Annotated in this window: 19 protein-coding genes and 1 other RNA gene; 15 read left to right on the top strand and 5 right to left on the bottom strand. The window is 40.4% G+C overall.

From position 1 onward, the window contains the following. Positions 1 to 117 precede the first annotated feature (117 nt). The 3 genes from ssrS (at position 118) to V7L95_RS16320 (ending at position 3268) form a co-directional block, all read left to right on the top strand. Positions 118 to 303: non-coding RNA, 6S RNA (gene ssrS / locus V7L95_RS16330), on the top strand. Positions 304 to 438: 135 nt separating this feature from the next. After that, positions 439 to 2220: a DNA helicase RecQ gene (recQ, locus tag V7L95_RS16325; protein ID WP_046526865.1), complete on the top strand. Its 1782-nt coding sequence runs from the start codon at positions 439 to 441 to the stop codon at positions 2218 to 2220. A gap of 256 nt (positions 2221 to 2476) precedes the next feature. Then, positions 2477 to 3268, top strand: a complete 792-nt coding sequence (locus tag V7L95_RS16320; protein ID WP_007500712.1) for a 3D domain-containing protein — start codon at positions 2477 to 2479, stop codon at positions 3266 to 3268. Positions 3269 to 3420: 152 nt separating this feature from the next. Here V7L95_RS16320 and V7L95_RS16315 read toward each other — a convergent pair whose 3' ends face one another. After that, positions 3421 to 3927 carry a GNAT family N-acetyltransferase gene (locus V7L95_RS16315; RefSeq protein ID WP_008346514.1) on the bottom strand — a complete coding sequence of 169 codons (507 nt, stop codon included), beginning with the start codon at positions 3925 to 3927 and terminating at the stop codon, positions 3421 to 3423. A gap of 204 nt (positions 3928 to 4131) precedes the next feature. On the opposite strand from V7L95_RS16315, the gene V7L95_RS16310 reads away from it, so the two are divergent. The 4 genes from V7L95_RS16310 (at position 4132) to prpB (ending at position 8350) form a co-directional block, all read left to right on the top strand. Beyond that, a complete protein-coding gene (locus V7L95_RS16310; protein ID WP_008346516.1) occupies positions 4132 to 4671 on the top strand; it encodes a DUF420 domain-containing protein in 540 nt (179 codons plus the stop codon). 167 nt (positions 4672 to 4838) lie between these two features. Beyond that, positions 4839 to 5981: a citrate synthase gene (gene mmgD / locus V7L95_RS16305; protein WP_035391756.1), complete on the top strand. Its 1143-nt coding sequence runs from the start codon at positions 4839 to 4841 to the stop codon at positions 5979 to 5981. Between the two features lie 2 nt (positions 5982 to 5983). Beyond that, positions 5984 to 7420, top strand: a complete 1437-nt coding sequence (locus tag V7L95_RS16300; RefSeq protein WP_017359486.1) for a bifunctional 2-methylcitrate dehydratase/aconitate hydratase — start codon at positions 5984 to 5986, stop codon at positions 7418 to 7420. A 12-nt stretch (positions 7421 to 7432) separates the two neighbouring features. Next, the gene (prpB, locus tag V7L95_RS16295) at positions 7433 to 8350 is read left to right on the top strand and encodes a methylisocitrate lyase (RefSeq protein WP_017359485.1); all 918 of its coding nucleotides are present in this window, start codon (positions 7433 to 7435) and stop codon (positions 8348 to 8350) included. A 35-nt stretch (positions 8351 to 8385) separates the two neighbouring features. Here the strand turns inward: prpB and V7L95_RS16290 are convergent, their stop codons facing one another. Both V7L95_RS16290 and V7L95_RS16285 read right to left on the bottom strand, forming a co-directional pair. Continuing rightward, positions 8386 to 9048, bottom strand: a complete 663-nt coding sequence (locus V7L95_RS16290) for a lysozyme family protein (RefSeq protein WP_017359484.1) — start codon at positions 9046 to 9048, stop codon at positions 8386 to 8388. Between the two features lie 97 nt (positions 9049 to 9145). Beyond that, complete coding sequence (locus V7L95_RS16285) at positions 9146 to 10471, bottom strand: APC family permease (protein ID WP_340967361.1); 1326 nt, start codon at positions 10469 to 10471, stop codon at positions 9146 to 9148. A gap of 187 nt (positions 10472 to 10658) precedes the next feature. Here V7L95_RS16285 and czrA point away from each other — a divergent pair, with 187 nt between their 5' ends. Continuing rightward, positions 10659 to 10988, top strand: coding sequence for a Zn(II)-responsive metalloregulatory transcriptional repressor CzrA (gene czrA / locus V7L95_RS16280; RefSeq protein WP_007500691.1), 330 nt, complete (start codon positions 10659 to 10661; stop codon positions 10986 to 10988). A gap of 35 nt (positions 10989 to 11023) precedes the next feature. Here czrA and V7L95_RS16275 read toward each other — a convergent pair whose 3' ends face one another. Next, positions 11024 to 11548 (bottom strand): hypothetical protein, encoded by a 525-nt coding sequence (locus V7L95_RS16275; protein ID WP_035391760.1) that lies wholly within the window; start codon positions 11546 to 11548, stop codon positions 11024 to 11026. 118 nt (positions 11549 to 11666) lie between these two features. Between V7L95_RS16275 and V7L95_RS16270 the strand changes: the two genes are divergently transcribed. The 7 genes from V7L95_RS16270 to V7L95_RS16240 all read left to right on the top strand — a co-directional run bounded on the left by V7L95_RS16270 (position 11667) and on the right by V7L95_RS16240 (position 17674). Next, positions 11667 to 12590, top strand: coding sequence for a YafY family protein (locus V7L95_RS16270; RefSeq protein ID WP_017359481.1), 924 nt, complete (start codon positions 11667 to 11669; stop codon positions 12588 to 12590). A gap of 54 nt (positions 12591 to 12644) precedes the next feature. Further along, positions 12645 to 13121, top strand: a complete 477-nt coding sequence (locus tag V7L95_RS16265) for a GyrI-like domain-containing protein (protein ID WP_046526860.1) — start codon at positions 12645 to 12647, stop codon at positions 13119 to 13121. 38 nt (positions 13122 to 13159) lie between these two features. After that, positions 13160 to 13879 (top strand): MBL fold metallo-hydrolase, encoded by a 720-nt coding sequence (locus tag V7L95_RS16260; RefSeq protein ID WP_025207489.1) that lies wholly within the window; start codon positions 13160 to 13162, stop codon positions 13877 to 13879. A 3-nt stretch (positions 13880 to 13882) separates the two neighbouring features. Next, on the top strand, positions 13883 to 14455 hold the full coding sequence (locus V7L95_RS16255; RefSeq protein ID WP_008346533.1) for a TetR/AcrR family transcriptional regulator: 573 nt from the start codon (positions 13883 to 13885) through the stop codon (positions 14453 to 14455). Positions 14456 to 14606: 151 nt separating this feature from the next. After that, a complete protein-coding gene (locus V7L95_RS16250) occupies positions 14607 to 15488 on the top strand; it encodes a hypothetical protein (RefSeq protein ID WP_236797578.1) in 882 nt (293 codons plus the stop codon). Then, positions 15451 to 16056: a DUF4166 domain-containing protein gene (locus V7L95_RS16245; protein WP_048002178.1), complete on the top strand. Its 606-nt coding sequence runs from the start codon at positions 15451 to 15453 to the stop codon at positions 16054 to 16056. The genes V7L95_RS16250 and V7L95_RS16245 overlap by 38 nt, the downstream gene beginning before the upstream one ends. Continuing rightward, positions 16049 to 17674 (top strand): YndJ family protein, encoded by a 1626-nt coding sequence (locus V7L95_RS16240; protein WP_340967347.1) that lies wholly within the window; start codon positions 16049 to 16051, stop codon positions 17672 to 17674. Before V7L95_RS16245 ends, V7L95_RS16240 begins: the two co-directional genes overlap by 8 nt. Here V7L95_RS16240 and V7L95_RS16235 read toward each other — a convergent pair. Further along, complete coding sequence (locus V7L95_RS16235) at positions 17671 to 18150, bottom strand: hypothetical protein (protein WP_007500681.1); 480 nt, start codon at positions 18148 to 18150, stop codon at positions 17671 to 17673. The genes V7L95_RS16240 and V7L95_RS16235 overlap by 4 nt on opposite strands. Positions 18151 to 18394 lie beyond the last annotated feature (244 nt).

The following is an 18394-nucleotide window of genomic DNA, read 5'->3' as shown; positions in this document are numbered from 1 at the left end:
TATGTTTTCTCAACATAATGTTTTCCTACGTCTACATGGACAAAAATCTTGTATACATGAGTATTTTTTTAGAAAAAACATATCTTGAAATTTAATAAACTTTCGTGTAGTATAGTTTAAAGGCTGCGATGCGCGTAATGTTAATTAAGTTTTAACCTTTAAGCTGTAATAGGGAGTTTTATATTGAAGCCGGAATGTCACGCCTCCTTCGAGAGGAAGACAGGAACGTTTCTGCAAACACCCACTTTGAGGAGTGGTGGTTTAAAACTTTCTTACTTAGATTACGGCATCCGCAGCTTTTCCTAGGATGATTCAAGCCATTTTCCATTTTTGGAAAATGGCTTTTTATTTTGTCCAAAAGACGATTTTGAACAGACCGAATGTGGATGGACAAATGTATGTTAAAATAGACAAAACAAACGACGGAGAGGGAATTGGATGTTACAACAAGCAGAAGCACTTCTTAAACAATATTATGGCTTTGATACTTTTAGACAAGGACAAAAACAAGCCATTGAATCGATTGTGAATAAACGGAAGGATACGGTCTGCATTATGCCGACAGGCGGAGGGAAATCGGTTTGCTACCAGATTCCTGCTCTTATGATGGAAGGAACGACAATCGTTGTATCTCCGCTTATTTCTTTAATGAAAGATCAGGTTGATGCGTTAAATGAGATGGGAATACGATCGTCCTTTTTAAATAGTACACTTTCAGCAGGTGAAATGAATACAAGGCTGAAAAAATGTGAACAGGGGGAGTATGATTTGCTTTATATCACCCCTGAACGCTTACAAAATGAACGTTTTTTTCAGCTGCTTGATCGATTGACGATTCCTTTAATGGCTATTGATGAAGCGCACTGTATATCTGAGTGGGGACATGATTTTAGACCGAGCTATCGCTTTATACAAGAATGTGTAAACAAGCTTTCAAAAAGGCCTGTTATTGTAGCATTAACAGCCACTGCTACAAAGAAAGTCCAACAGGATATATGTGAGCAGCTTGGCATGGACGAAGAAGAAACAATCTTTACTGGTTTTGCTAGAGAAAATTTGTCTTTTCAAGTGGTGAAAGGGCAAAACAGCGACCAATTCATCACACAATATATGAAGAAAAACAGTCTTGAGTCAGGCATTATTTATACAGCCACACGAAAAGAAGCAGATCAAATTTATCATCGTCTAAAAAAGCAAAAGATCAAAGCGGGTGTTTATCACGGAGGATTAGATGATGAAGTCAGAGAAGAACAGCAAAATCTTTTTTTAAATGATGATATTCAAGTAATGGTAGCTACATCTGCATTTGGTATGGGGATTAATAAGTCTAATGTACGTTTTGTCATTCATCATCAAATTCCAAGAGATATTGAAAGTTACTACCAAGAAGCAGGACGTGCCGGGAGAGACGGGCTTGAAAGTGAATGCATTTTGCTGTTTTCACCGCAAGGCGTACGCGTGCAGCGCTTTCTCATTGAACAATCAACAGAAGATGAATTGCGGTATCAGCATGAATTGCTCAAGTTGAGACAAATGGTAGACTACTGTCATACGGAACAGTGCCTTCAGCAATTTGTGATGGATTACTTTGACCAATCATCAAGTGCCCCTTGTCAAAAATGCAGCAACTGTCTAGACGAGAGAGAGCGTGAAGACGTCACGAGAGAAGCACAAATGGTTTTGTCATGTACCGTTAGAATGAACGAACGATTCGGAAAAATGATGATAGCTCAAGTATTAGCCGGCTCTAAAAACAAAAAAGTACTTGATTTTGGTTTCGACCGGCTTCCTACTTATGCTTTAATGAAACAGCATTCAGCCCAACATATTAGTGATTTCATTGAATTTTTAATTACAGAAGAGTATTTACACATGTCTGAAGGAGCTTTTCCAACACTAAAAGTGACACAAAAAGGAAAGAAAGTGCTAGTGGGGCAGGAGACCGTCTATAAAAAGCAGGCGATAAAGGCAGAGGCTATTCAAGAAAATGATGCATTATTTGAGCAGTTAAGAATGGTCAGAATGAAGTTGGCAAGAGAGCAGGGCGTTCCGCCATTTGTTGTCTTTTCTGATCAAACATTGAAGGAAATGTCAGCAGTAGAGCCTAAAACAGAAGAAGAACTTTTAAATATTAAAGGTGTCGGCGCACAAAAAAGAGAGAAATATGGAGATGTTTTTTTAGAAGAAATTCGTTTATTTATAGAAAAAGAGAAAAAATAAAGAGTTTGAAGAAGGAAAATAAATTTTTTTCGTTTCACTTGGACGCGTTTTCATCATGATGATTTCCATCCCTACAAAACCTTGATATGGTGCGGAATTGAGCCATTTAGTGGGCTGATTTACCAATGGAGAGAGATGTTTCATGTAAAGGAACTGTAATCTAAAACATATCGTTTTGTTATTGAAATGACATTTACATATGTTACGATAGCACTCGTTAGCCGCCATAAAAAGCTAACAAGGGAGGATTTACTTTATGAAGAAGACTATTATGTCCTTGGTTGCTGTTGCAGCAATCTCAACAACAGCATTAGGAGCACAGCAAGCTTCTGCAAAGGAAATCACTGTACAGAAAGGTGATACACTTTGGGGAATCTCTCAAAAAAATGATGTGTCTCTAAAGGACCTAAAGGGTTGGAACAATTTATCTACAGACATGATCTATGTAGGAGATAAATTGACAATCTCTTCAAAAGAGAAAACTCAGGAGCAGTACAAAGTCCAGAAGGGGGACAGCCTCTGGAAAATCGCTCAAAAATTCAATGTGTCAATTAGCGATATTAAGTCTTGGAATAACTTAAACTCAGATATAATTATGATTGGTTCAACATTAAGTGTTGCTGGTCAAAGCTCAGCTCCGGTAAGCTCAGAACCTGTTCAAAAACAGGCACCTGTCCAAAAAGAGCAAACAACGAAAAAAGCTGCTCCTAAAAAGGAAACAGCTAAAGCAGAATCATCTTCTGCTAGTCAAAGTGTTCAAAAAGAAATGACTGTAACGGCTACGGCTTATACAGCAAATGATGGTGGCATCTCAGGTATCACTGCAACAGGGGTAAACTTAAACAAAAACCCAAATGCAAAAGTAATCGCAGTAGATCCTAATGTCATTCCATTAGGAAGTAAGGTTTATGTTGAAGGCTACGGTGAAGCCATCGCAGCAGATACTGGCGGCGCAATTAAAGGTAACAAAATTGATGTACACGTACCAAGCAAATCCCAAGCTAAAAATTGGGGCGTAAAATCAGTCAAAGTGAAAGTACTTAACTAGTAGTCTATTGTTTTTGGAAGAAAGCATCAGGTGGCGGCCTGATGCTTTTATTATACCTTTTTTTGGCCGGAAATACACATATTTTTCTGAAAAATTCGCATTTTCGACAAAAACCAGCGTATAAGCCCATCTCAACGCTGGTTTTTGTGTCGTTAGCTGTCCACCCAATAAATTTCTCCGCTTTGCTCTTTCCAATTAATTTGGACATCAAAATGGTGTTTTTCATAAAAATGAATCAGGCGGTCCACATGGTTCCAATCTCTTTTGACGAGATCCCCAGTAATGACTGGAATGTTTTGCTCTCTTGCGATTTCTTTTAAATGCTTCATACAGATGGATCCATAGCCATTATCAGGCGGGCCTTTAATATCGGCAATGTGAATCTTTCCTTCTTCAGGATATTCCGCGATCAAGGAAAAATCAGATTGTCCGCGAAAAGCTTTTTCACAATCGCTTAACATGATTTTGCACGTATCTGCATTCTCAATTGCAGAGACGATCATCCATTCATCTTCCTTCGCTTGATCAATGCCAATAATCTTTGCTTTTTTTGAAATATCTTTTATATTTTCTTGCATTCGATACATTTGGAACTGCAACTGCTGTAATTCTTGCTCTAATGTCTTCACATCTTTTGTTGTTTCCTGTAAGATTGACAAGTCTATTGCTCCTTTCATAGAAGAGTTGATAAAAACCACACAAATTCCCATTCTAAAGGAAGTGAGTGGATCTTTCAAGCCGCTAGAAGGCAGGCAATCGGCAAGTTTGTCTAAAATTCGACGAAGACAGCGAATTCATTGACTTTAGAGAGAAAGTTAAATAACATACTCTTAGTCGGAACTAATAAAGAGAGGTTTTCAAACATGAACGAACAGAATCAAAAACCGAAAAATTTCACCGGCATTGTTGTCTTTTTAACAATTGCCATAAACGGCTTAATTGCTTTATTATTTTTCATGCCAAAAACAGATAAATTTAGTCATCTGGATATTACATTTCTGCCGTTACTGAATGCCGTGATGAACAGTTTTACGTTTATCTTTTTACTTTCAGCGCTCATTATGATTAAACAAAAGAACATTAAAGCCCATAGACGATTTATCTTTGCGGCTTTTTCAACAACACTTGTCTTTTTAATTTCGTATGTGACGTATCATTCAATGGCAGCTGATACACACTTCGGGGGAGAAGGAATCATTCGTCCGATTTACTTCTTTATTCTCATCACACATATCGTCTTATCTGCCGTCATTGTACCGCTTGCACTGATCACTCTCTTTAGAGGCGCACAAATGCAAGTCGAACGTCATCGTAAAATTGCCAGATGGACCATGCCTCTTTGGCTCTATGTCAGTCTAACAGGTGTCATCGTATATATTATGATTTCTCCATACTACAGCTAACGTATGTCCATCTGGACATACGTTCTTTTATTTACAAGATGAAGTGCTTTGGATAAAATGGGAATTGGGTATCCGACTTGCACGGTATCTTCCCACCTATAGAATCACATCATGTCTGGCCGTTTGCTCGTTTGGAGAACACAATTGAACGAAACGGGGGTTATATGATGACTGAACAATTGCAGTACAAACCGGGGCTTGAAGACATTGTGGCAAGCGAAACGTCAATTTCGTTCCTAGATGTCCAGCAAGAAGAAATTGTGATTCGCGGTTATGACCTCATCGAGCTGGCACAAAACAAGACGTACTTAGAAACAGCCTATTTGCTCATTTATGGAAGATTACCAGATGCAATGGAATATCACCAATTTCAGCAAGATATTTCCTCACAAACAAGCTTACATCCAACCATTCAAACCATTTTGACAAAACTGCCAAAAACCACTCACCCAATGGATGCCATGAGAACGTGTTTATCTGCTCTTGCAGGGTACGATGAACAACTGAATGATCGATCAGAAGCATGCCAACAAGCGCGTGCTGTTCGATTACTTGGCCAGCTACCAGCGATTGTTGCGGGAAGCTATCATATTCTCACACAAGACACCACACCTACTCCAGACCAGACCAAATCCTACACTGAAAACTTTCTAGCGATGTTAACAGGCCGCACTCCGGCACAAGACGAAATCAAAGCATTTGACCAAACACTCACGCTTTATAGTGAGCATGAGCTGCCGAATTCAACATTTGCAGCAAGAGTCATTGCATCTACTCATTCTGACATGTATGGTGCTTTTACTGGAGCGATTTCTTCATTAAAAGGTGACTTACACGGAGGCGCAAACGAAGCAGTCATGCACATGCTGCTCGAAGGCAAAACAACAGAAGGTTTCCTTTCGCTCATCGAACGTAAATTAGCCGCAAAAGAAAAAATGATGGGCTTTGGACACCGGGTATACATGAGAAAAATGGACCCAAGAGCGGCTCTTTTAAAACGATCGTTGAAAACGCTTACCGAATCAAAAGGAGACACGACGCTTTATGACATGTGCGTCGCAGGCGAGGCATACATGAAAGAAAAGAAAAACCTCTATCCAAACCTTGATTATTACGCAGCACCTATTTATTACGTGCTCGGCATTCCTATTTCACTTTATACACCGATTTTCTTTGCTGCGAGAGCAAGCGGATTAGCAGCGCATGTCATCGAGCAGCATTCACACAATCGGATTTTTAGACCGAGAGTAAGGTATTTAGGACCAAGAGGATTAAAAGTCTCAAATGATGATGGAAAAACGGGGGAATGAAGATGAATAAAACAGCAGTAGCCAATCAAACAGATCAACTATTAGAAGATATCGCAGCTTATGCCGTGGATGGAGAAATTACGAGCAAAGAGGCCATTGAAACAGCTCGGTATGTACTCATGGATACACTCGGCTGCGGAATGCTGGCGCTCAACTTTCCAGAATGCACGAAGCATCTTGGACCAATCGTACCTGGAACTGTTGTCCCTAACGGAGCAAGAGTGCCCGGCACTTCATTTGTGTTAGATCCTGTTCAAGCGGCTTTTGATATTGGCTGTATGATTCGCTGGTTAGATTATAATGACACGTGGCTTGCACAGGAGTGGGGCCATCCCTCAGATAACCTAGGCGGGATATTGGCTGTAAGCGATTATATCAGCAGAACACGCCTTGCAAACGGAGAAGAGCCGCTAACGATGAATGACGTACTGCATGCGATTGTAAAGGCACATGAAATACAAGGTGTGCTTGCTTTAGAAAATTGTTTGAATCGAAATGGCTTGGATCATGTTCTTTTTGTCAAGGTGGCATCAAGTGCAGTCGTTTGTGCAATGCTTGGCGGAACGAAAGAAGATGTACAGCATGTATTATCACAAGCATTTGTGGACAATTCACCGCTTAGAACGTACCGGCATGCCCCAAACACAGGATCAAGGAAATCGTGGGCAGCAGGGGATGCCACAAGCCGTGCGGTGAGACTGGCGATGATGACATTGAAAGGAGAAATGGGCTATCAAACGCCCCTCAGTGCAGAAAAGTGGGGATTTGAAGACGTGTTAATGAAAGGAAAACCACTCACACTTGCCCAGCCGCTCGGGTCATATGTGATCGAAAATGTACTCTTTAAAATTGCCTATCCAGCAGAATTTCATGCGCAAACTGCCGCTGAGGCCGCTGTCATTCTACATGACGCGGTAAAAGACCGTTTAGATGAGATTGACAGGATAGAGATTACGACACATGAATCAGCCATTCGAATTATTGATAAAAAAGGACCGCTTTACAACCCGGCAGACCGTGACCATTGCTTGCAGTATATTACAGCCATTGGGTTAATCTATGGTGAGCTGACCGCTGATCATTATGAAGAAGAGACGGCGCAGAATCCGCTCATTGACCGTTTGCGTGATCAAATGATCGTGAAAGAAGATAAACGGTATACAGAAGACTATTTAGATCCGAAAAAGAGATCAATTGCAAACTGTGTTCAAATCTTCTTTAAAGACGGAACGATGACAGATCGAATCGAAATTGAATATCCGCTTGGTCATCGTAGAAGAAGGCAGGAAGGGATCCCGCTGCTTGAAAAGAAATGGGTGTATCATTTGAAAACGAGATTTCCACAAAAACAAGTCGATCAAATTGTTTCACTTTGTCAAAATCCCAATCAATTAAAAACAACGACAGTACCAGCATTTATGGACTTATTTGTCATATAAGGGGGAGCTAGTGTGTGGATCGTGAATGATGAAGTAAATCAAGCTGACTTAGCCGCAGCTTTTAAAGAGCAAATGCACAAATCCGCTTTATTTCAAATTCCAGGCGTTCACGATGGAATGTCTGCGCTCTATGCGAGGAAAATGGGATTTCAAGGGCTTTATTTATCGGGTGCCGCTTTTTGCGCAAGCAAAGGGCTTCCTGACCTCGGTATGATTCATTCCGCTGAAATGGCGGAAAAGGCAAAGGAAATCATTCGAGCTTGTCAGCTGCCTCTTTTAGTTGATATGGATACTGGCTATGGCGGTGTATTAAATGCAGCCAGGGCAGCAAAAGAAATGGTGGAGAGCAAGGTAGCGGCTGTTCAAATTGAAGATCAGCAAATGCCGAAGAAATGCGGACATTTAAACGGGAAATCACTCGTTTCTGTAGAAGACATGATGGCGAAAATCAAAGCGATCAAACAAGCGGCACCTACACTTCTCGTCATCGCAAGAACGGATGCGAAGTCAGTAAACGGGATGGAGGATGTCATTCACCGGGCGAATCTCTATCTAGAAGCAGGAGCAGATGCCATTTTTCCTGAAGCGCTGATCACAGCAGAAGATTTCACGTATGCTTCAAACAATATAAAAGGGCCGCTCCTTGCAAACATGACGGAGTTTGGAAAAACACCTTATTATCATACAGACGAATTTTCTATGTTTGGCTTTCAAATGGTGATTTATCCTGTGTCATCCCTGAGAGTTGCTGCAAAAGCGTATGAGCGTTTATTTACAGAGATTAAAGAAAAGGGGACGCAGCAGGGAATGCTGGAGGACATGCAAACGAGAAAAGAGCTATATGAAACGATTCATTATGATGAATATGAAGAAATGGATCAGCATTTAGCCAAAACGATCCTGCCGGAAATCGGGAAAGAGCATTCATAAAATGAAAAGCACTTCCGTTTAGGAAGTGCTTTTTTTTACGATGATGGTGTGGATGATGAAGCCAATTTCATCTTTTCTTCAACTGTTTTCGTTTTTTCTTTTACTTTTTCAGCATAAGTGAAATCACCGTAGCAATACGGATAGCGGAAGTTATCTTTGTCGCCCCCGCATGTATAGACTTCAGGGTTTCGCTTCACTTGCTTTTTGGAGTATTGCTTTGCCAATTTTTCGGAATGTTTTCCCCCGTTTTTTGCAACAAAATCAATATAGCCGATTCCCATGTTATAGCTTTGAATAATGGTTTCCAAATCAACGCCTTTTTTCTTCCCATGCTTGTACATGGTCGAAAAATGATGGACTCCTTGTTTAATGCTTTTCTGAGGGTCATTGATTTCATTTCGTTTCAAACCAAGAGATTCAGAGGACTGCATTGGATCTCCGCCTCTGCCTTTTGATTCCTGATACATCATACCGAGAATTAATGCGGTATATTGATCTAAATCTTGATCTCTTAACTCTGTTTCTACAAGCGGTTTGTAATCATCCAATCTCGACAAAACAATTGATTCCGTATCAATCGGCAGCTTTTTTAACTCCTTTTGATTAAAGGAAATGACAATGGCCGCTAATACGCAAACAAACAGAAAAATCGTGAAACAGCCTGAAATGGCAAAACATCCTGTTTTTTTCTTTTTCAAGGTCAGTTCACCCCTGTTTTGCCCCGCTTTTAAAAGGGAAGTACAGCCTTTATATTATGCCATATCCTGCACAGGATACCAAGTGAAAACCTTATATTCAATCATAGCCAAACGTAAATTCTGTTCTTGTTTTCAGTCTATAGCAGAAATAAACAAAACCGATCATGAGCCACACCATGCCGATGATTAATGCATTTGTACTGATGCTTGTTAAGAGCCAAATACAAAAAGCCGTTCCGCAAAGAGGGATGATGGCATACCTCAGTGTGTTTAATACACCTCTTTGTTTTTGTTTGATGAAATAGTAAGCGAAAACAGACAAGTTAACAAACGTAAATCCAATTAATGCCCCGAAGCTGATAAACGAGTAAATGACCTCAAGCTCACCAATAACTGCGGTTAACGAAAAAACACCAATTAATAAAATATTAAATACAGGCGTTTTCAATGTTGGGTGAATATAACCGAAGAAACGCTTTGGTAATGATTGATCTCTTCCCATCGCATACAAGAGTCTTGCGGCACTCGCATGTGATGATAGGGAGGAAGAGATGACAGCGACCATGGTGCCGGCTAAAAAGATTGAGTGGAGAAACGCTCCGCCCACAAATTCCGCAATTTCAAGTGATGCCGCATCTGGATGCTTGAACTGTTGAAAATTTGGAAACACCTGCTGTAAAAAATAAGAGGTGAGGGTAAACAGCACACCTCCAATAGCGACCGTTAAAAATATAGCGAGAGGAATCGTTCTTTTTGGTTTAATTGTTTCCTCAGACATGGTCGAAATCGCATCAAATCCTAGAAAAGAAAAACATAAAATCGTTGCGCCGGAAAAAATAAGGGCGGGATCTAAGCTTGCTGAATAAAACGGACGGGTTGACAGTATCTCTCCCGTGCCTGCATGCTGCGTGAGCCCATAAATAATAAACCCAACAAATGTAACAGCGACAATCACCTGAAAGGTCACAAATAGCGCTGTAATGTTGGCTGTAAGACGTATACCAATTACATTGACAGTCGTTATGGCGATAGCAAGTATGATGATCCAAATGTAATGAGGTACATCAGGAAAGGCTGCGGTTAAATATGCACTTCCGATTGCAAAATTCACCATAGGCAAAAATAAATAGTCCATCAATAGTGTCCAGCCTACAAGGAAGCCGACGTGAGGATGAATACTTTTTTGCGCGTATGTATATGCAGATCCTGCTTTTGGAAAAGCCTTCACCATATTCCCATAGCTAAGCGCTGTCAATAGTAATGCCAGTAAAGTAAAGATATAAGCTGCAGCAACGTGTCCTTTCGTCAGCTGAGCAACAATGCCGTATGAATCAAATACGACAAGTGGGTCCATATAAGCAAGCCCGATCACAACAAGCGGAAAAACAGTCAGGCTGCGTTTTAGTCTTGGCTCTTCAGTCAATTTGCCTATCAGCTCCTCTAAAAAAATGAATAAATAATGCTCATTTTAAAAAGAATGCTACCACGTGTCAATGCTATTTGAATAAATCTTTTTTCAAAAGGTGTGGAAGCTTTGCATGCTACACGTTTTGGTATATGATGATACATAGAATAAGTCGTGAGTTGACTGACAAGAAAGGTGAAGCGAAATGAAGGAAGAACTGAATACAAATCAAGAACAGGAACGGATGGAGCTGGACGAAGAAAGTCTATTTCTTGTCTCCCAAACATTTAAAGCCTTATCTGATCCGACGCGTATTCGTATTCTGCATTTGCTGTCTCAAGGTGAACATTCAGTAAATGATATAGCAGAAACACTAAACCTTATGCAATCAACCGTATCTCATCAGCTGCGCTTTTTAAAAAATCTTCGTCTCGTAAAATCCAGACGAGCAGGGACCTCGATTTTTTACAGTCCTGAAGATCAGCATGTGATGGAAGTGCTTGAACAAATGATACACCATGCACAGCATGATTGAGAAAAAACCTTCCTACTTTTATATAGGAAGGTTTTTTATGCATGATGTACTTGGGTTGATCGTTTATTTGCTTTCATCATTTGATAAGAAAACACAATATAGTAAGCCGCTAGAAGGAAAAAGCTGAGTATTGTCAGCGCATCATCGCTGACAATATGCTGATACAATTCAACGATATCCATTTTGGTGATCGCATGTGTTGTCAGATTGACCGATTTAAATGCAAGCCTAGATAAAAACAAACATAAAATAAAGCTTTCAATCCATTTACTTGTTTTCATATACAGCCGGCCATTTTCTAATTTCATCTGAATCGTCTGATAGGCGTGAACGGCGAGACTGCTCCCGAAGATCATGCCAATGACGGCATAGATAAAAATACTGTGATTTTGCCATCCTTCTGATAAGAGAATAAGGGCAGTGAGACTAAATACATACATTCTCATGAAAAGATTTACCGGGCGCACAAGCTGATAGCGTCTCATTCGATTCATTCGAATGATGATCCAGACGAGCATGACGATCCCGATCATGAACAACTGCCATACGTGATGTGTCATGATGCAACCTCCTCCTGCACAGGCAGGGATGTAAACGAATGCTGGCTGTTACTTATCATTACCATTCTTTCTTTTTTTATCAAATCAAAACCTATATTTATGAAAAAGAGGAAAAGTCATGAAAATCGATCGCATTTTGTCCATTGTGATGATACTGATTAGCAAACGGCAAGTACAGGCGAAAGACCTCGCTGAACTACATGAAGTGAGCGTAAGAACCATATACCGTGACATTGATACGATTAATCAAGCGGGGATTCCAGTTGTCACAAAACAAGGTGCAGGGGGTGGAATTTCACTCGTTGACGACTATCGTCTAGAGAAAAAATTATTCACCGATGATGATATTGAACTGATTTTAACAGCTCTTGAAAGCATTACGAGTGCATACACCTTTAAAGAAAGTGAACATGTTCTAAAGAAAATGAAATCCCTGATTCCGCCTCAAAATGAGAAACAGCAACATGTCTTTATTGATTTAAGCTCTTGGGGGAAAGACAGCTATTTAGAAAAGAAGCTCCAGCTCATTCATACCGCTGCCTCAGCGCATCAATATATCCAGTTCACCTATCGCAATGCAAAAGGCGAAACACTTCCTAGAAAAGTAGAGCCTTATACACTTGTCTTAAAAGGAAGACACTGGTATTTGTATGCGTATTGCTGCGTGAAAAAAGCGTTTCGTCTGTTTAAACTCAAAAGAATGTCAGACCTTATCACGCATTCAGTATCTTTTCTTCCTAAACGAATAAAAAATGAAGACAAGCCTTGGAATGATTCTTGGCACGAAGAACCTTCCGTCAGTACACTAACGCTCAGGTTGACTGAAGATTCTGTTGGTAAAGTGAAGGAATGGATAGATGAAAATGAATTCACCGTATGTGCAGATGGTACGTATCTTGCCACAATCACGTTGCCTCAGGATGATTGGTTATATAGCTTTCTTTTTTATTTAGGGCCAGATGTCGACATTGTCTCTCCGCTATCCGTTCGGGAAGCATTTGATCTCAAGTTGAAACAATTTCAAAAACCAAAAGGAACTTGACACAATGTTGTCAGGTTTCTTTTTATATGATGGAAAAAAAGGAGATGAGAATGTATGTACGATATCGTGATTTTACAGAAACAATGGATCAAGGGATTATCTGTTCGAACAACAAATGAAATGGAGCAAACAAACGAGCGGAAGATTGCTCCGCTTTGGCAGCAATTTTTCACGCAGCAGCTTCGCGGAGGACATGCGCCAGTCATAGGGCTGTATTCAGATTATGAAAAGGATGAAAATGGCGCTTATTTGTTCACAGCGGGGCAATTGGTTGACCAGCAGCTAGCACAAGATGCAAAAGAGATTCCAGGCTCCACCTACGCAAGATTTCAAACGAGAAAGGGCCCGATTGAAGAGGTTGTGTTTGAAACATGGCAGCAGATTTGGAGCTGGGATCAGCGTTACTTGCGAACATATACTGGCGATTTTGAATGGTACGACGAACGATCGATTGATCCAAAAGAAGCACAAATTGATATTTATATAGCAGTCGACGAAAAAATAGTTGCTAAAACTAATGATATTAGTTAATATAAAACTAACGACATTAGTTTTAGGGGGAAAACAAGATGAGATTGACAACATTTGACCGTTTGCACCAGCTTACACTCATGCCACGTATTTTTCCGGTAAATTGTTATGTATTTGAGGAAGAGAATGAACTCATCTTAATTGATGCAGCTTTGAAAATGGCAGCAAGCTCGATCATTGAATTTGCACATCAATTAAACAAACCCATTAACAAAATTATTCTGACTCATAGTCATATGGATCATATTGGCGCACTAGATGAAGTGAAAAAGGCTTTTCCAGAGGCAGTTGTTTATTTATCGAAACGAGATGCTCGCCTGTTTGCTGGCGATTTCTCTTTACTTCCTGGTGAACCGAAGAAAAAAGTCAAAGGCAGTTTTTCAAAAGACATTCTCACAAAACCAGACGTGCTTGTTGAAGAAGGGGACGAGATTGGGTCACTTAAAGTCATTGCCACACCAGGACATACACCAGGAAGCATCTCTTTATACGATGAAAAGTCAGGGGTTGTCATTGCGGGTGATGCAGTTGTGACAAAAGGCGGTTTATTTGTAACGGGTGAGTTTCGCTTCACCTTCCCATTCCCGGCTTTTGCCACTTGGGATGCAGAAACAGCACTAAAAAGCGCTGAAAAATTACTGGCACTTCGCTTGTCTTGTCTCGCAGCAGGACATGGTGATCTCATCATAGAGCCTGAGGCAAAGCTCAGAGCTGCTATCGAAAAAAGGAAGCATCAGCTACAAAAGGGAGGACAGTAAGCCATGTCTCCAAGAATGGGTATCACACAAGAAAAAATTGTTGAATCTGCCATCGAATTTGTCGATGAAGAGGGCTTTTCCGCGTTGACCATTGCTACATTGTCCAAACGGCTTAACATCAGACCACCATCTCTTTACAACCATATATCCGGTCTTCATGAAATACAGGCAGCTCTTGCTGTTAAGGGGCTGACAATGCTTTGTGAGGCCGGCAAACAAGTAACAGCGGGGCTGGAAAAAGAAGACGCTGTTTTAGCATTTGCAAGACAATATGTTCAATTTGTTCGTCAGCATCCCGGTCTTTATGAGGCTGCTTTTTCACATATGAATGAAAAAGAAGTCAGTGTGGCTGCAGAGAATCTTGCTGATTTTGTCCAATCCATCATGTCTCGTTTTGGTGTAAAAGAAGAGGACATGACGCATGTCGTCAGAGGGCTTAGAAGCTTACTGCACGGCTTTGGAGATATTTCAAACAAAAAAGGATTTCAACGGAAAGAACAGCTTGAAGATAGTGTGAGCTATGCGGTCCGTCTTTATATTGCAGGCATCAAAGAGCAAGAAGATCTGTCTCATTGACAGGTCTTTTTTATGTATCGAACCGATTTGATGAAGGAGATGTGAACAAATCAAAACATTTTTTGGGCAAAAAACCAATAAAGATTTGACAGTTTTGTGAAACATGGTATGCTTATTATGTGAAATAATTCACATAGAGGAGTAGAGGCAGATGAAAAGAAAGCCTGTTTATGTGGAAACAACCATTCAAGCACCTATTGAAAAAGTATGGGAGTATACGCAAAATCCAAAGCTTCATGAACAATGGGATTTGCGATTTTCGACCATTTCATTAAATGGACCTAGTGATGAACAGCCCCAATCCTTTTTGTATGAGAAACACCTTGGATTCGGCATTAGTGTAACTGGGACAGGAGCGTATCGAACGAGCGTGAAGGATGAGCGTCATGAAAGAGCATCCTCACTTCAATTTAAATCATCACACCCTTTGTCTTTCATCAAAGAAGGCGGAGGGTATTGGAAATACATGAAAACGAATGATCACATTGTGTTTCAAACGCAATTTGATTATGAAACAAAGGAAGGAAAAGGGTGGAAATGGGCAGACCGGTTCTTTTTTCGGCCAATGATGGGGGTTATGACTGCCTTTAGCTTTGGCGCATTAAAGACGTGGCTTGAAAAGGGCACGCATCCCCGTTTGCTGCTTGAGAGAACACTTGCCCATTATGGCATTTGTTTGTTGTTTGCCATCGTCTGGTTATGTCAAGCGATCATTCCTTTTTCACCTTCTGCTTTTGATCATAGCACCGGATTTCGATTGTTTTATGCGCTATTAGGTGTATCATGGCTCATGCCTAAACTGCCAAAGAAATATATATTCATCCTTCAAAGCATCTTTCTGCTGCTGATGCTTGGTAGCGGGATTTTATCGCCAGAAACGACTCTGCACGAGCCGCTGGTGCTGAGTGCATTTTTGATTTTATCTGTTGCAGGAATGATCAACTTAAAAGATTGTGTAGATGTGTTTTCGATCAAACGAAAAAGGGGAGGTAGACATGGTCGTTCATCATCATCAAGTAAAGGACTACGATAAGTTGCATCCAACATTAAAAGAACGTTATAACCGCGCGTTTACGGCTGAAGGCATCATGGAGGAAATAGGAGGCGGGACAAAGCTCATCCGATTGTTATTCAAAATCGGCCCATTGTTTCGCTGTTTTTTTCCTGAAAGAGGGCGAAATATTCCCTTCCAAATTGTGAACAAGCCTTTTACGACAAGTAAGGGAGAAGAAGGGATGCACTGGTTTCGAACGTTCTATTTTCCTGACAAGGAAAGACATTTTGATGCAGATATGATCATTGATCAGAAGAGCCATCAAGTACTAGACTACTTTGGAAAACCTAGGCTTCTTGTGTCAGAGCTTCATTTTACAGTCACGGAAAAAGGGTTCTTGCACATTCAATCAGGTAAGCAAAAGTTTTTGCTGTTTGGGCGGGAGTGGCCGCTCCCTTCTTGGCTTTATGGTGAATCTGATGTAACAGAAGGGTACGATGAGCGTGCAGGTGAGTATACGATTGATGTTCAAGTGAAAAATCGCCTTTTTGGCACTCTTTTTACGTATAAGGGCCGGTTTACGGAAAGGGTGTCATCTCATGAATAAATGGCATTTGATGTGTAGCATCGTGTTGATGGCTTGCTTTCTCCTTACACGTTTGACGACAGCTCCCATACCAGAATTTTTTGTTTTGATTGCGATTTTATTTTTTCTTCCCGCTTTCTTACACTTTTTTTATCAGGAAGAGAAGAAACGGCAGCAGAAGGGGCTGATCGGCTTCATAATGAAAGCCTTTCCAGTAGCAGCTCTATGTGCAACAGGCGCATTCATCTTTCACTCTCTTTGGCTTGCATTGGGATGGCTTTTCTTTACAATGATTCTGGCTTTATTTGGTTTCACCCGTTTGCTGAAAAGAGGGGCCCATCCGCTTCATGAGCTGATGATCGATGGCGCATGTATGTATATCGCTCTAGGTGGACTTTGGTTCTGGCTGTACATAGCAGATATACAAGTGATGACATTTTCACCGATGATTGTACTTTTGACCGCTATTCATTTTCATTATTCGGCTTTTTTTATCCCTATCTTTTATGGATTATTGGGGAGGCAGCGGAAAAAAGAGACGACGCTATACAAAGTGGGTGGCTGGGTTATTTTACTGTCGCCAGTGATGATTGCTGTTGGAATCAGCTATTCTCGCCTGTTTGATACGTTCAGCGTCGTTCTTTATGTGATCGCACTTTATTTGTATGGAATTTTATGTATGACAACTTCTTTTCGTTCAACTGTCGCAAAAGGGTTCGTTGTGTTTTCTAGCATCATGTTAATGGGAACGATCGTCCTATCATTCCTTTATTCTGCCGGAATGCTTTTACATGTTAGCTACATCAGCATGGATCAAATGATTTGGTTTCATGGCAGTATCAATGCAAGTTTGGTTATTTTACCAGGCCTCATTGGATGGTTGATTGAAAAACCAGCTGATCGATTGAAACAGAAGGATTTTCCGGTATCGAGAGTTCACGGTCGTTTTCAGATCATGTCTTTTCAACATGACGACATGCAGCATGATGAGAAGATTGGTTTAGTCGATTCTCTTGACCAATTAAATGGAAAGGCATTTTCAGCAGAGAGTGTGTCACCTGTTATTCGCAGATTTTATGAGGACCCGATGTCCTTTAAGTTAAAAGCAGCCGTCTGTTTTCATTGGTGGGTAAGGCCGTTTGTCTTTTTGCTTCAACCTGTTTTTAGACAAATAGGACAGCTCTATTTAGGGTCATCACGAATGCCATATGAAATGCCGGGGAGTCTTTCAAGATTTCAACATCCTCTTGAAGAAAGGGAGAATGTACGTGTGTGGGTCAGGCGCAATGAGAAAGGCGAGCAAGTCTTTTATGCGCTCTATGCTCAGCACCATGATGAAGAGACAGTCTATATGAATATTGCTTTGCCGCTTCCTTTTTCACAGCTTACGGCAATTTTAAAACCTTTGAATGAAAAGGAAGATTTTCTATTAAAAAGTAAAAGTCCAAAAGGCAGTACGGGCGATGAAGGATTGTATTTGCATACGTCTTTCATCACCATGAAACTGCCAATGGAAGAAAGCTTTCATATGAAAGCAGAGACGGAAAAAAGTCTCACAGCGATTCATCAAATGAAGCTATTCGGTATTCCTTTTTTAACGATTCAGTATCAAATCGACAGTGAAAGCCTCTCATCTTAATCAATGATGTCGCATGGTTCACCGTGACGAATGATGTTCACAATCGCTTGCCCATCACTCGGATGATGATCTGCATACTGTACTGGCAGTAAAGCAAAAAATACATAGTAGACTGAGAAGTAAGCAAATTGATAGAAAAATTGATGTTCTGGCAGGAAATCGTTGGCGATCATTGTATTCAATATGAGAACACTGAGCAGGTTGCATAATGATCCGCCTAAGTAGACAAGAATGTGTGAGAAACGGTTATTTCTCCTCATTTCTTCATAGTGGCAAAAAGCATCTAGAAAATAGATTCTTCTAATTTCAACGACGCCTATTTTCAATACTTTTTTGCCTCTGCCAAGTGCAAACGAAACCTTTGCTCCAAACAGCCATGCGACCACAATATGGCCCAGCTGATGCAAAATGGCAACGATAGGAAGAATGACGAAAAACGACCAGCAAAACGTCCACATATCTGATAATGTAAACAAGTGTTAACCCTCCCTGAAATATTCGAGAGGAAGCAGTAGGATTATTTGCCATTTTACCGAATTCATTTTCATGATGCAAATATTTAATAGACTACTATAAAATGATTATGTAAACTAAAAAGGATTTTCAATGAATAGGCTTTTTAACCCTTTCTTTTAGAAGAGTAGGGTGTGCTACAATAAAGAAATTAGTGGAAGACAAGTGGTCATCTAGCAGAAGAAAAATGTGACCTTTTTTATGAAA

Origin of the sequence: Bacillus sp. PPSBB_11 (genome assembly GCF_038023285.1) — a bacterium.
In the GTDB taxonomy this organism is placed as follows: domain Bacteria; phylum Bacillota; class Bacilli; order Bacillales; family Bacillaceae; genus Bacillus; species Bacillus altitudinis.
The sequence above is the reverse complement of the archived record's forward strand: the minus strand, read 5'-3'. Positions and strand labels throughout refer to the sequence as shown.